At 45.2% G+C, this 13,249-nt stretch carries 14 protein-coding genes, 1 tRNA gene and 1 pseudogene; 3 read left to right on the plus strand and 13 right to left on the minus strand.

What is annotated here, in order from left to right; translation table 11 throughout:
- The 5 genes and pseudogenes from ACYVGO_RS09375 to ACYVGO_RS09395 all read right to left on the minus strand — a co-directional run.
- Window positions 1-455, minus strand: a 455-nt coding sequence (locus ACYVGO_RS09375) for a hypothetical protein (protein ID WP_460969031.1), incomplete at its 3' end; no start/stop codon positions are given.
- A gap of 20 nt (window positions 456-475) precedes the next feature.
- Window positions 476-2,086, minus strand: coding sequence for an RNA polymerase sigma factor (locus ACYVGO_RS09380; protein WP_460969032.1), 1,611 nt, complete (start codon window positions 2,084-2,086; stop codon window positions 476-478).
- 198 nt (window positions 2,087-2,284) lie between these two features.
- Window positions 2,285-2,728: a hypothetical protein gene (locus ACYVGO_RS09385; RefSeq protein WP_460969033.1), complete on the minus strand. Its 444-nt coding sequence runs from the start codon at window positions 2,726-2,728 to the stop codon at window positions 2,285-2,287.
- Between the two features lie 358 nt (window positions 2,729-3,086).
- On the minus strand, window positions 3,087-3,308 hold the full coding sequence (locus ACYVGO_RS09390; RefSeq protein ID WP_460969054.1) for a carbonic anhydrase: 222 nt from the start codon (window positions 3,306-3,308) through the stop codon (window positions 3,087-3,089).
- Window positions 3,277-3,492: pseudogene (locus tag ACYVGO_RS09395) on the minus strand (carbonic anhydrase). Before ACYVGO_RS09395 ends, ACYVGO_RS09390 begins: the two are co-directional and overlap by 32 nt.
- 386 nt (window positions 3,493-3,878) lie before the next feature.
- On the opposite strand from ACYVGO_RS09395, the gene ACYVGO_RS09400 reads away from it, so the two are divergent.
- Together ACYVGO_RS09400 and ACYVGO_RS09405 are read left to right on the plus strand one after the other, a co-directional pair.
- A complete protein-coding gene (locus ACYVGO_RS09400; RefSeq protein WP_460969034.1) occupies window positions 3,879-4,892 on the plus strand; it encodes a M28 family peptidase in 1,014 nt (337 codons plus the stop codon).
- A gap of 10 nt (window positions 4,893-4,902) precedes the next feature.
- The gene (locus ACYVGO_RS09405) at window positions 4,903-5,319 is read left to right on the plus strand and encodes a hypothetical protein (RefSeq protein ID WP_460969035.1); all 417 of its coding nucleotides are present in this window, start codon (window positions 4,903-4,905) and stop codon (window positions 5,317-5,319) included.
- A 68-nt stretch (window positions 5,320-5,387) separates the two neighbouring features.
- Here ACYVGO_RS09405 and nadD read toward each other — a convergent pair whose 3' ends face one another.
- The 7 genes from nadD to ACYVGO_RS09440 all read right to left on the minus strand — a co-directional run bounded on the left by nadD (window position 5,388) and on the right by ACYVGO_RS09440 (window position 10,918).
- Complete coding sequence (gene nadD, locus ACYVGO_RS09410) at window positions 5,388-5,960, minus strand: nicotinate (nicotinamide) nucleotide adenylyltransferase (protein ID WP_460969036.1); 573 nt, start codon at window positions 5,958-5,960, stop codon at window positions 5,388-5,390.
- A 93-nt stretch (window positions 5,961-6,053) separates the two neighbouring features.
- Window positions 6,054-6,653 carry a guanylate kinase gene (gmk, locus tag ACYVGO_RS09415; RefSeq protein ID WP_460969037.1) on the minus strand — a complete coding sequence of 200 codons (600 nt, stop codon included), beginning with the start codon at window positions 6,651-6,653 and terminating at the stop codon, window positions 6,054-6,056.
- A 94-nt stretch (window positions 6,654-6,747) separates the two neighbouring features.
- Complete coding sequence (locus ACYVGO_RS09420) at window positions 6,748-6,990, minus strand: hypothetical protein (RefSeq protein WP_142776446.1); 243 nt, start codon at window positions 6,988-6,990, stop codon at window positions 6,748-6,750.
- 129 nt (window positions 6,991-7,119) lie between these two features.
- Window positions 7,120-7,800, minus strand: a complete 681-nt coding sequence (locus ACYVGO_RS09425; RefSeq protein ID WP_198174876.1) for a sigma-70 family RNA polymerase sigma factor — start codon at window positions 7,798-7,800, stop codon at window positions 7,120-7,122.
- 245 nt (window positions 7,801-8,045) lie between these two features.
- Window positions 8,046-8,543 (minus strand): hypothetical protein, encoded by a 498-nt coding sequence (locus ACYVGO_RS09430; RefSeq protein WP_460969038.1) that lies wholly within the window; start codon window positions 8,541-8,543, stop codon window positions 8,046-8,048.
- A gap of 99 nt (window positions 8,544-8,642) precedes the next feature.
- A complete protein-coding gene (locus ACYVGO_RS09435; RefSeq protein WP_460969039.1) occupies window positions 8,643-9,443 on the minus strand; it encodes a (Fe-S)-binding protein in 801 nt (266 codons plus the stop codon).
- Between the two features lie 101 nt (window positions 9,444-9,544).
- Window positions 9,545-10,918: a 4Fe-4S dicluster domain-containing protein gene (locus ACYVGO_RS09440; RefSeq protein WP_460969040.1), complete on the minus strand. Its 1,374-nt coding sequence runs from the start codon at window positions 10,916-10,918 to the stop codon at window positions 9,545-9,547.
- 127 nt (window positions 10,919-11,045) lie between these two features.
- Here ACYVGO_RS09440 and ACYVGO_RS09445 point away from each other — a divergent pair.
- Window positions 11,046-11,121, plus strand: a tRNA-Phe gene (locus tag ACYVGO_RS09445).
- Between the two features lie 281 nt (window positions 11,122-11,402).
- On the opposite strand, the gene ACYVGO_RS09450 is transcribed toward ACYVGO_RS09445, so the two are convergent.
- On the minus strand, window positions 11,403-13,241 hold the full coding sequence (locus ACYVGO_RS09450; RefSeq protein ID WP_460969041.1) for a MutS-related protein: 1,839 nt from the start codon (window positions 13,239-13,241) through the stop codon (window positions 11,403-11,405).
- Window positions 13,242-13,249: the final 8 nt, after the last annotated feature.

Genomic DNA, 13,249 nt, shown 5'->3' on the forward strand with positions numbered 1-13,249 from the left:
GCGCCAATTGGGTAGCTAAAATAGGGTTCTGTCCACCACTCGTACTTCCCAACCGTCGCCATCCGAAGCCCAGTAGACAAGGTTAGCCAACGAAACGGTTGTAGTAATACACTGGCAGGTGTGCGCTGTACTACTTGTTCGGTATACGGTTTAACCTGCTGGGTCGAGTCAAGTGGGTTTGGATTTACTCTTGTTACCTGATACTGGCTGGTACGCTTTTCGCTAAATATTAAAGCCGATGATACTCCAATCGCCCCCCACCAACTTACCCGTTTTGTATCCATAAACGTGTATCGAATCGAAAGCGGCAACGTAATCTGCCACCACTGATTAGTTTGTTGCAGCAATTCCCGCCTAGTAATCGAATCCTGGCTGGCCAGGCCATTTCCAGCCTGTATTACCTGCGTTGGGGACAGTGTTAATCCTGTCCCCAAAAAAAGCTTACGAGTCAGCATTTTGTCAACCCAAACTCCACTTATAACACCCAGGTGGGCTTTCCCTGCGGTATGTATGCAGCCTGCATCCCCACTATGGCGCCAATAAATACCGGCCGTTCAACCGATTTTGACTTTGGCGAGACAGAAACCTGCGGTAAGAAGTGAATCCTGGCGGGTATATTGGCAGATATATGATTGAATGACAATGGTCTGGTCGCTAGCTTATTTATCTGCAACCTAACTAGTCCAGCTGAAGTGGAGGTCGTTTCGGGAAGCCGCCCCCCTGCCTTACTCGTCCCCAAAGATTTAGACAACGGCTCCTTCGCATAGGGAGGTGTTTTTGCCGTTGAGCTATTTTTTAGGGCTCCAACCCATCTATTTTCTTGATAATCAAACCGAGAATCATCCAAAAGACGAACATGAATCGGAGCAGAGGAGCCTCTCCCCCGAGAACGCTGAGCTTGAATAACTGTTGTCGATGCAGATTTATAATGAGATTCCTCTTTTCTGAATGGTTTTAGAGTAGTTGTCGTAGGTAGCGATTTTTTTGTTTCAAAAGCGATTTTATCCGCCAGTTCAACTTTATACTCAGCCCTTTTCCCGATGCTCGTTGCGGTATAGGACAACCCACCAGCAGGCACCAATACCAGTGAGGAGGGCGTTATGGCATCGGTTTTAACCATTTTCAGGCCTGGTGCAACCGGCTCAAGTTCAGCCGAATCAGCTTTAGCCGATTGAAAAGTAGACTGTTTTTCGGGTTCCTCCACAACAAATCTCGGCCCCTGCTGGCTATTCGATGTGGCAATAGTACCTGCTTTCACCGTTATGGCAGCAGCCTGCGTGGGCAACCAATGTGGAACAATGTGCTGTGATTTTTCGCAAATAATTGCCACCGTCGTCAGCAGAATCAGCTTATACAAGCGCCCCTGTTTGGGAGAGCGAGAGCCTCGCTGAAATTTCTGAAACCGGCTCCAGGCATTTGGATCACCTACCGGTTCGTAACTGCGTAGCGTTTCCCTAAAATGCGCCCAGTCTGGGTCTTCCGGACGATCAGCAGAAGAAGTATAGTAGATGGGCATATAGGTTCGCACAGCATTATGTTGCCCCAGCAATTCTCTAAGCCGTTGTTTAGCCCGGGTCAGGTACACCCTGGAACTACTAACCGGAATGTTTAGTAACACCGCAATTTCTTCATGCGCATACCCTTCCACTTCATAAAGATTGAAGGTTAGACGCCATAAGTCGGGTAGTAGCGCTACTAGGCTTAAAATTTGCTCGGCGTTCAGGCTATCATGTACATATTCTGGGTATCCTACCTCTGTGACTAGATCGTCGATGGTGCTCTGGTGCAAATATGGTTTTTCTTTCCGGTACGCATCAATAGCCGTATGCACGGCTAATTGACGAAGCCAGGGCCGGAAATAGGTGGGATTGGGATAGGTTGATTTAAGCTGGTGAAACAGTTTAAAAAAACAGTCGTTGACAACTTCCTGCGCAAGCTCTTTCGATGAAAGATAACGTATGCAGATTCCATATACTAAGCTGTAGTACCGTTTAAAAACCATCTCCTGTGCTTTCGGATTATCTCCACGGCACCCCTGCAGGCATTCTTGCTCCTGTGGTGTACAATCCAGTAATTCAGCTGTCATATGTACGGCACCTTCTCAACGAAACAGGCTTTGCTTATTTCCCGGCGAGCTTGTTTTATTGATTTTACCAATTCATCCTGGGAGAATCTCTCCTGTATGTTTTGACGATATAACTTTGGTGAGTAACGCGCTATATAACCCTTAGCGGGTTCGACTACTTTATACAGGAACATAGTCATGCCCCCTTACAGCCCACAATTAAAAATGGATTGACCCTAGATTGACATTAGCCCCGTCAGCAACTTTAACCCGATCAATGGTTTGGCTAAACCCACAAGGAGTTGTGGTTAAGACTAGTTTATAGTAGCCTGCAACAACATCTGTAAGCTTAAACGACTGGTTGATATTTGACACTACTTTGAGCTTCGTATTGGTTTCTTTCCAGAGCGTATCGCTATAGGTTATACCAGTACTATCTCGCTTAACAATTTGATTAATATCAATCTTAGTAGCAACAATGTTACAAGTTGAAGGTTGGCAATGAGTCGAATCAGTCGTTGATTTATTGATTTGCAACGTACCTGTGATTGTAGCTCCATTGGCCACTCTATTGGACGAGTTAGGGGTATTTTCAGGCTGTATGTCCTGACTGCATCCAGCTAAGATGGTTAATAATCCTCCCAGGAATAATAAATTTTTCATCGCTTTAAGAAGTTAGATTAATGACTTATCAACTAAGTCGGGAGGAATTATCAAAACGCTACAAAACATTCGTAATTTTTATAGAGGGTCTTTTAGCAACTGTGGGTAGTTTACCATTTGGGTGCAGAGCAAATCGTGCTGGCCTTTCAGTCACCCTATAAACGGTCCTTATCGGTCTATGCAATAGTCTAGCTTTGCTGGCAGTTAACTACCTACGATTTTGAGTAAAAAAGAAGCCCGGCTGTAACACAGCCGGGCTTCTTTTTTACTCAAAATCGTAGGTATACACAGCTACTTCCGGGCTGCCTGGTGGTAGATTTAAAATCTCTTTGATCAGACTGGTCTTCAATCCGTACACCTATCCGTGCAAATGGGAAGCTTTGAATCTTTTCCAGGCTCGTTGAATAATTGTTGTTTGGGCCAGCTTCTTTACCTGCTTCTGAACATTCAGTTCGACTAAGTGCTCAAAACGTTCCTGCTCATCAGCCAGTAGCATCAGCTCCTGTTCACGCCAATGGCAAACGTCTTTTATGGACCATAACCATCTATTAATCAGTAAGATTTTTATTCGACATGGCAGCTTTTACGCCCCCACAGCCATAATGTCCGCATACGATAACATGCTTCACTTTTTAAACCTCTACGACATACTATAAAACCGAGAGCATATCCATATGCACAACCAGATTGGCCACATTCCGATGAAAAAAAATTTCACCGGGTTGTACCTGGGCAATTTCTTCGGTGGGCAATAGAATCACCATACACTCATTAGCGAAGCCCCTTCTTTATGAACAAAAAGGTCTGAGTGATCTCAGTTAATGTGTTCTAGTGATTGTTTTGAAAAAATTCAAATTCGCCTTCTACATCCCGGTCATCGGCTTATAGCCTGCAGGTTATACTCTTTATCGCTAATAAATATCCCACAGCAAAAAGAACACATTAAAATCAGATTAAAAGCCAATAAAAGAAAAGGGAATTGGTTTGATTTACTCAAAAACACCAAGCTCCCTTTAAGCGTCAATTGACCTTACTATTTGATTATTTAAACGGCTGACTTTTCGGTATTTTTGCAGGCCGATATACAAAAGCGGTATTAAATCGTTTTACAACACCCGATCCCAGTCCAAAAGGGATGTGTTGCTCTGTCATGAAAAAAATCATCCTTTCCTTTCTGGCTGTCTTGTTGTCTATTAGCGCCTGCCGTACCAAGCAGACCCAGAACGATACCACACAGCAACCCGTTACCATTACGGCTCCCGCTTTTAATGCCGATTCGGCTTACTCCTATGTTGATCAGCAGGTAAAGTTCGGGCCACGAGTGCCCAATACACCCGCTCATGTCCAAACTGGAAATTACCTGGCCGCCAAACTAAAGCAATTTGGTTGTACTGTTATTGAGCAGTCATTTGTAGCAACCACCTGGGATGGCAAGAAATTAAATGCCCGTAATATCATAGGCAGCATCAACCCTAGTGCTACCAAGCGTATTGTACTAGCATCGCACTGGGATTCACGCCCGCATGCTGATCAGGACCAAGACAAAGCTGACCAGACAAAGCCCGTTACAGCCGCTAATGATGGAGCCAGTGGTGTAGGTGTGTTGCTCGAACTAGCCCGATCTATTCAGCAGAGTCAGCAAAAACCAACCGTAGGCATTGATATTATCTTTTTCGATGCTGAAGACTGGGGCAATGGCGAAAAAGCCAGTAACGATTTTGAACAGGCCAGCGGTAATCAGTTCGATTATATCGGATTCTGCTTAGGCTCACGCTATTGGGCCAAAAACCTGCATAAGCCTGGGTATTCAGCTTATTTTGGCATTCTGTTAGATATGGTTGGTGCTAAAGGCGCTACATTTGCTAAAGAGGGCCTTTCGATGCAGTTTGCTCCGACAGTTGTTAACAATGTCTGGCAAACGGCCAGTCGTGCCGGATACAGCCAATATTTTGTTGATACGCCCGGCGGTCAAATTACCGATGACCACGTTGCTCCCAACACGATTGCCAAAATCCCGATGATCGACATTATTCATACGAATGTGGTTACGGGAGGTTTCTTCCCGGCCTGGCACACCGCAGAAGACAATATGAGTAACATTGACCGGGGCACCCTTAAGGCCGTTGGCCAAACGCTGTTACAGGTACTTTATAATGAACAATAAGCCGAACCTAGTGAACGAGCGAGCTATTAAAGGGGCAAAACAAGGGCTACGGCTTTTTATTTTTAGCACACTGATCAGTTTAGTTACCGGATGTGGACCTGCACCGGATACATTTGGCAAACTTGATGTAAAAAAATGGCGGGGAGATCGGGGAGGTTGTAACGGCGTTCGGGCTACACTTGAACCCGCTTTTAGAGCGGAAATTCAAAATTTGAAAGGCAAAACGACCAACACTATTGGTGAACTCCTTGGCCGCCCTGATATCAATCAAATTGCCGACCGAAATCAGAAATTCTATATTTATTTCCTGGAAAAAGGCCCCCAGTGCGACCAAGCTGGCGTTAAATCAACCAGCCGTTCCGTGGCAATTCGGATGAGTGCAATTGGTGTAGCTACTGAAGTAACGTTTCAAAATGGAACACCTTAGTAACGCGGACAAGTTGTTCGCATAGCCAAAAATCGTTCTTTTCGTTACAGACGGACAGGATGTCCGCGTTACACATAAAACTTCTTCCGCTCGATCATTTCTTCCACCACTTCCGGCACCATATACCGTATGGATCGGTTGGCGCGAATACAGTCGCGTATGAACGTAGCCGAGATGTCCAGTAAGGGTGCTTCTACAACACGAACACTGGCATGCGTTTTAAATGAGCTTTCTACTGTGCGGGGGCGCTCGTACACATATAAACCGTAATATTCCAGTATCTTATCGTAATTCTTCCAGTTGGCAAACTGCTCCAGATTATCTTCGCCCATAATCAGTCGGAAGGCATGCTGAGGATATTTTTCGCTGAGCCGTGTCAGAGTATCAATCGTATAGCTGGGCTTTGGCATCGAGAACTCAATATTCGTGGCCTTTAGGCGACTATTATCCGCAATAGCCCGTTCAACCATATCCAGCCGGTCGAACTCGTGCAGGAGGCTTTTGGTCTTCTTGAAGGGATTTTGGGGCGACACCACAAACCACACCTGTTCGAGATCGGTTGTGGTTGCCATCGTATTCGCAATGATCAGATGGCCAATATGAATGGGATTGAAGGAACCGAAGAATAAGCCGATTTTCATGGGGGTAAGGAGCGAGAAGCAAGGAGCAGGGATAACAACTACCGCCCTAATTTTGAGCCAGCCATTCTCAATATTCGCTCCTAACTACTACTATTAAATTACTGTCGCTTTCACGGGTACTTTATTTTCCTTTATAAAATCGTCGACCAGTTTTTGCGCCTTTTGAAGTGATGTTTCCAGATCATCATTCATTAAAATGACATCAAAACGATCTTGAAAACTCATTTCAAAGTGGACTTTAAACAAGCGTCGGGACAAGCTTTCTTCAGTCTCAGAACCACGGCCTATTAGACGTTGGCGGAGCGTCTCTTCGTCTGGTACTTTTACAAAAACGGCCAGTGCTTTATCGCCATAGAAGTTTTTCAGCTTTAGTCCACCCTGAACATCCACATCAAAAAGAACGTGTTTGCCGGTAGACCACACTCGTTCTATTTCAGACTTTAACGTGCCATAGAATGCGCCGGTATAAACCTCTTCCCATTCAACGAACTCGTTGTCATCGATTTTATGCTTGAACTCTTCGGGTGTCAAAAAATAATAATCTTTCCCATTTTCTTCAGCGCGGCCCCGGCGGTCGCGGGTGCAGGCTGAAATAGAAAAGCCGAGATTCTTGTTCTCGGCCAGCAAATGCTTGACAATTGTAGTTTTGCCCGAACCAGAAGGGGCTGAAAAAATAATAAGCTTACCGTCCACAGTGGGTAATGGGTTGATTTAACTAAAAGTAATTGGGGTAATTAAGGTTGCTGGTGTACGCACTCCTTAATTACCCCAATTAGGTTGGCTACTATTAACTAAAACTCAGAATTCTGGATTTGATCGTTGCTACTAACTGCTCTGGGCAGCATCGTTTCTCCATTCGCTTAGTCAATAACTCCTTCACTTCCTTTTCAAGCTGGTACATCTCGATGCAGGGTCTGCATGATTCAAGATTAGCTTTCACTCTGACAAGCTGTTGTTCGGTGGCTTCTCCATCCAGAATCAACTGGATCATCTTCAGACAGTCGGCGCTGTGATTACAATGTTCTTTCATCTCTGGTTTTGCGCTAGATGAAGATGAGGGCGGCAACGAAGTTTGCATTGGAAAAATTTTATTTATTCCAAGAATAATAATACCATTAAGTTATCAGCAGAACCAATTTAGGCTTAGAAAAAGTTCGGTTTATTCTTCATTTTCTTCTTTATAGCCCATCGAAGATGCGTAATCACGCAATTTTTCTTTCAATAGGTTCCGAGCCCGGTGTAGTCGAGATCGTACAGTACCTATTGGGATGTCCAGAATCTTAGCCATTTCTTCATACGTAAATCCTTCGATATCGCAGAGGATAATCACTGTCCGGAAATCCACAGGCAACGAGTTTAAAGCCGTTGCCACTTCATCGCCGATTAAGTCGGAAACTGATTCGGCCCGAAGGTCGACCGTATGTTCGGATTCCGCATCTTCAGAGTTATAGGTCGTTTCAACGTCCTGATAATCTACTTTAGCGGGTTCCTTACTTTTTTTCCGATAATCGTTAATGAAGCTGTTCTTCAGAATCCGAAACAGCCATGCTTTGGCGTTAGTTCCTTGCTCAAAGGACGAAATGAACCGAAATGCCTTTAGGTAAGTATCCTGTACGAGATCGTTTGCGTCGTCCTCGTCGGTTGTCAACCGAAAAGCAAAGTTGTACATGGAGTCAATGTGTGGCATAAACTCCTTATTAAAAATCTGGTACTTCTGCGCATCGGAATAACCACGAGCGGGAGTATCTGCCGAGGGTTGTTCGGTCGGGTCGCTGTCGGGTAACAATTGGTCGTCGTCGCGAGTTGGCGTATCTGACATAACTTCGGGAATAGTCGCCATAAAAGTAAGAGTAAATTGCCGTTTACTATCGGCCATACCCAACGAATTCAATAATAAGACGATCAGATTCGCTGAGTTACACAACTTACACCACAAAAATTAATCCTTTGTTTGAAAAGAATGTTTAAAGTTAATCGAATATGACGATTTGGCAGTGAACGTTCCTATACCTGACAACGTTAAAGCCAGGCAAATCCTACTCATTAGTAGCATCTGACTGGCCCCATAATCTCTTTAACGGCTCGTTAAGCCTCAATTGTTTTAAAATATCGTTTGAGCCATGAGGTAATGGCCGGAATGCGCCATTCTGCCATAAACTCCGCTTTTGTTTTCACTAATGTGTTAAATACCATTGTATCAGGTGTTATCAATCCATCGGCAACGGCTCCTTTAATGGCCGGCAAAGCAAACGTCTGTACCGTTCCGTCTGCTACCTGAACAGCCGCCGAACGGTCGAAAAAATCCACTGCCAATTGACGTCCAATTTCCTGCACAGTCCGCATCGAAGCATCAATTGAACAGCCACTGGGTAAGGTATACCCTTCGTCTACGCCAACTACAACAAATCGATTGTTAACCACTTCTGCCGATGCCAACAATGGCTGACCATGTGCCGCCCATTGGCTCAAGGCAGGTTGTAACGCTTCGTCTATCGTTTTTATATCACCATCCGTAAGCGAACGGTTTGCCTGGTACACCCATACGCGGGCGGTATCCGGCAGTCTATCAAAATCTATGTACATAGTCAATAAATAATGTAGAATGGACAATGAATAATGTAGAATAAATGAAGTGAATGATTCCCTCATTATTCATTGTCCATTCTACATTATTTATTGATCTCACAACCCTTGCCCTTGGGCGATGAGTTCCGAAATGTCGTAGACACGCACAGAATCTTCGCGGTTCTTATTCTTAACACCGTCAGACATCATTGTCATACAAAATGGGCAGGCTACAGCAATCATATCGGCACCTGTACTGAGCGCTTCCTCAACGCGCTCCACGTTTACATCTTTTTTACCAGGCTCGGGTTCCTTGAAATACTGGCCACCACCTGCTCCACAGCACAAGCCATTGGCCCGTACACGCTTCATCTCGACTAGGTCGGCATCTAGTGCTGCCAACACTTCACGTGGAGCCTCATACACTTTATTAGCTCTGCCAAGATAGCAAGAGTCATGAAACGTTATACGACGTCCTTTAAACGACTGCCCATCTTTCACACGAACACGTCCTTCGTTGATGAGCCCCTGCAAAAACTGTGAGTGGTGGATTACCTCATAGTTTCCCCCTAATTCAGGGTACTCATTTTTAAGCGTATTGAAACAATGCGGACAGGCTGTCACGATTTTCTTGACATTGTAGCCATTTAACACCTGAATATTGGCCATGGCCTGCATCTGGAACAGAAACTCATTCCCAGCGCGTCGGGCAGGATCGCCCGTACAGGCTTCTTCGGAACCAAGCACAGCGAACTTAATACCAACATGATTCAGAATACGAACGAAGGCAATAGTTACCCGTTTATAACGGTCATCGAATGAGCCAGCACACCCAACCCAAAACAAGATTTCCGGTTCTTCGCCCGATGCAACCATGTCGGCCATCGTTGGTACTTTGTATGTTTTTTCAGTTGACATAGTTGGGATGTTTTCGGTATTCGGTTTACAGCTTATAGTAAGTTGACGCGCCAGTTGCTCTTGCATTAGCCCACCGTGAGCTATAAACCGAATACCCTAACCTATTTTTCATTCACCTGATCAGCCCAGTTAAACCGATCGCTGGGCGAGAATTTCCAGGGAGCCATGTTATTCTCAATATTACTAAACATGGCATTCCAGGAAGCTGGTGCCTGCGATTCTTCCATAACCCGATACCGGCGTAATTGCAGAATGATATCCAATGGGTTTATATTGATCGGGCAGGCATTTACACAGGCCTGGCAAGTCGTACAGGCGTTGAGCTCCTCGGCAGTTATATAGTCATTCAATAAAGACTTTTCGTCCTTGTAGTCATATCCGTTCGTTTTCCATCCGCGCTGAATTTCTTCAAGTCGGTCGCGGGTGTCCATCATGATTTTTCGGGGCGACAGTTTCTTGCCTGTAATATTGGCGGGACAGACTGATGTACAACGCCCACATTCAGTACAACTATAGGCGTTCATAAGATTGATCCACTTCAAATCCTGCACATCTTTAGCACCGAACCTCCCAACTTCCGCTGGCTGCTCGCCATTATCGTTGTTTTGTGATCCATCTGCGTCAGTCGTAACAGGCAAGCCAAGCGCGAGCTGAACTTCTTTGGTTATCTCTGGCATATTCTGCATTTCGCCCTTTGGCTGTAGGTCCGAGAAATAGACATTCGGAAAGCCAAGGGCAATATGGAGGTGTTTTGAATAGGTTACATAAACAGCGAAAGTCAGAATCCCTAAAATATGCAACCACCAGGCTGTGCGTTCATACACGGTAAGAGCTGTATCACTAAACCCGGCAAAAAGCGGCTTAAAAAATTGGCTGATCAGGAAGTCAGGCACAACACCCTGCAATTCAGCATAATGCCCAACACCCCGATCACGTAACACGCTATCGGATGCATTCCAGGTGAGGAATGCGATCATAAGTAAAATCTCAGCGGTTAGAATGATGGCAGCATCAGTACGGGGCCAGCGGGTCATTTCACGATGGCGTTTTTCCTGAAAACGAGGTACTTTCGCAATAAACCGACGGCATAAAAAAATGACACAAACAGCCAGCACGCCAAACGCTAATAGCTCAAAGACATCAATTAAAATTGGATAAACGGGTGTAATGTAAGGGGCAAATAGCCTATGCGTTCCTAGCATACCATCCAGAATAATTTCAAGTACTTCGAGGTTAACAATGAGAAAACCAGCATAAATAACAAAGTGCATGACGCCAACCAGCAAATTGGTAAACATTTTTTTTTGCCCAAAGGCTACTAGAAGCATCGTTTTCAATCGCTCGTCTGGATGGTCGAAGCGATTTTCGGCACGGCCAAGCTTAATAGCACGTGTGATGAGCCTAACGCGCTTAGTTATATACCAACCTGTTACGGCTAGAGCCGCTACAAACAAAATTTGTTGAATAATCTCCATTCGTATTTGAGCTTATTATAACTGATAATCAATAAATTGACGTAATCGCCAACACTTTATTGAAAATTATTTTAGTCAATGCATTGTAAAAAGGCGCATTATATATACTTTTGCACCCACGTTTCAGGGTGATGTAGCTCAGTTGGTAGAGCAAAGGACTGAAAATCCTTGTGTCGGCGGTTCGATTCCGTCCATCACCACCACCCTAACGTTAAGCCTTCCCATTGGGAAGGCTTTTTTTATTGCTCCTATATTTATTAAATCCGTTTCCACTGATTGAAAAAGTACGTGAACAAACACAGTAATAGTATGCTTGCATACTATTTTTTACATCGGCAAATATACTGCTTTCATAGTAGCTAACAAGTGTTAAAAGGGGTTGTTTTATAGAACTGAAGCTCTCGAAGTCAACTTCAGCCTACAATTTTCTCCGTAGTGAACGTCTAAGCGTTACGACTGAAACAAAAGATGTATGTAAGGCGCTCTACTTCTGGACGGCATCCATCTCAATTCCAATTGCTTTCATTAATTGACTGGCATTAAAGCTTTCGCAGATACCATTCCGGAGTTTATAATCAAACACGAGTTCGCCATCGTGAAGATCAGACTGAAAATGGAAGTTGCGCACAAAGCTATCGGCATCCGTAAGTTGACCCAATTCGAGATCATGGGTCGAAACAAATCCAGAGGCAGTTGTCTGGTGTAGCTGCCGAATAAGTGCCTCTGCCCCTCTGTGTCGATCAGCCGAGTTTGTCCCCTTCAGAATTTCATCCAGAAAATAGAGAACCGGCAGGCGATCCTGCGATAAAGCTGCCTGCTTATCATCCGTCATTTGTTTGGTCAGGCCAATTAGCGTTTGTAGCCGTTTTAATTCGGCGTAAAACGATGATGTGCTTTCTTCAAGTGAGTCATTCGTTCGCATACTCGTAAAGACTCGTACGGGCGAACACCAGAATCGTTCAGCACTGACAACTGCCCCCGCCAATGCCAATATGACATTGGCCCCAACGGTACGTAAGAAGGTGCTTTTCCCCGACATATTCGAACCCGTGATGAGCACCGTTTTTCCGGCTCCGTTTAGGGTGAGTGAGTTTGCGACGCTACGGTCGGTTGGTAATAAAGGATGGGAAGCCAGTGTAAAATCCAGCATGAACTCATCATCAACAATATCGGGCGTTGTATAGGCTGGGTGCGCGTAGGCGAAGCCAGCCAAACTATTGAGTGCTTCAAGCTCCCCCAACGCTTTAAACCAGCGGCTGAGATCCGGCCCATACTGTTGCCGCCAGGCTTCGAGTCGAAACAGGTAATGAACATCCCATAAAGTTGCTATGCCAAAGAGCAGGAAAAAGTATGGATTTCGGCGGTAATTCAGCCCTTCCGTTAGCTGACCAAGTTGGCCAATGGCTTTTGAAGCAGACCTATCTTTGGACATCAACGCCTGCCGAATAGCTCGCAGTCGTACCGTATCTCCTTTTACCTGTTCAGCCTCTCTAAAAAGCGCCTGAAATGCCCGCAATGCCGTCGAAATCTCAAATGTCTGTTCACTAGCTTCTTTTGCCTTTGCCGCCGTCTGGCTAAGAACCAGACCATGAACGGCTAATCCGAGCAACACGGCTGTACCCGGCATGTAACCTAACAGCCAGGCAACAAATAAACTCACGGTAATAACCGGAAATAGAAACCGGACAATGTTCAGGTAACCTGGCAACGTTGAACTCTCAGCCATTGCCCATTTAACCACTGCATCGGGTGAGCGACCAACGGTTTCTTCTAGGTTGGCAAAGGCCTCAAACTGTTGTCTCCAGTCAAGTTGGGGTTTCAGTTCGGAAGCGGCTTGCTGGCGGAGTCGAATACCATCGGGGTTAGAGGGAGACTTGAGCCAGTTCGCCAGTCGATTCTGCCCTTCGTAGGTGTGCGTCCGGTTTAGAAGCCGAAATAGTGAATGTTTTCCAAATACGTCTAAATCGCCGGAATAATGGTGCGTTGAACTAGCAAACTGATCTCCGGTTTCAGAACGCAGGTACTGTCGTTTGAGTCGAGCGGCTTCGTCCTGATTGATAAACGTCAACTGATGGCTCAGGTCACGTTTACGTCGGACGGTTTGGTGTTTTTTGAGGAGTACCAAAAAACCAATCAATCCGGCCAGTAAGCTGCCAGCAGCCCCTAATTGATAATCAAGTCGGATAAGTAGCCAGACAGCAGCGACGCTGCCAATAAACCAGACAAGTCTCCAGAAGGCTAGTTGATTATACTGACGTTGAGCAGCTTGTTCGTCCCGAATAAATTGTTGTTGGCGATTTAGGAAACTAGTTTCAGTAGACATTAGTGTAA

The organism is Spirosoma migulaei, assembly GCF_054776855.1.

Bases quoted from the DNA above. Each gene is read 5' to 3' on its own strand.
- ACYVGO_RS09430 (WP_460969038.1), bottom strand. From the start codon at position 8,543: ATGTACATAGATTTTGATAGACTGCCGGATACCGCCCGCGTATGGGTG.
- ACYVGO_RS09380 (WP_460969032.1), bottom strand. From the start codon at position 2,086: ATGACAGCTGAATTACTGGATTGTACACCACAGGAGCAAGAATGCCTG.
- ACYVGO_RS09385 (WP_460969033.1), bottom strand. From the start codon at position 2,728: ATGAAAAATTTATTATTCCTGGGAGGATTATTAACCATCTTAGCTGGA.
- ACYVGO_RS09440 (WP_460969040.1), bottom strand. From the start codon at position 10,918: ATGGAGATTATTCAACAAATTTTGTTTGTAGCGGCTCTAGCCGTAACA.
- ACYVGO_RS09400 (WP_460969034.1), top strand. From the start codon at position 3,879: ATGAAAAAAATCATCCTTTCCTTTCTGGCTGTCTTGTTGTCTATTAGC.
- ACYVGO_RS09450 (WP_460969041.1), bottom strand. From the start codon at position 13,241: ATGTCTACTGAAACTAGTTTCCTAAATCGCCAACAACAATTTATTCGG.
- ACYVGO_RS09420 (WP_142776446.1), bottom strand. From the start codon at position 6,990: ATGAAAGAACATTGTAATCACAGCGCCGACTGTCTGAAGATGATCCAG.
- ACYVGO_RS09435 (WP_460969039.1), bottom strand. From the start codon at position 9,443: ATGTCAACTGAAAAAACATACAAAGTACCAACGATGGCCGACATGGTT.
- ACYVGO_RS09425 (WP_198174876.1), bottom strand. From the start codon at position 7,800: ATGGCGACTATTCCCGAAGTTATGTCAGATACGCCAACTCGCGACGAC.
- nadD (WP_460969036.1), bottom strand. From the start codon at position 5,960: ATGAAAATCGGCTTATTCTTCGGTTCCTTCAATCCCATTCATATTGGC.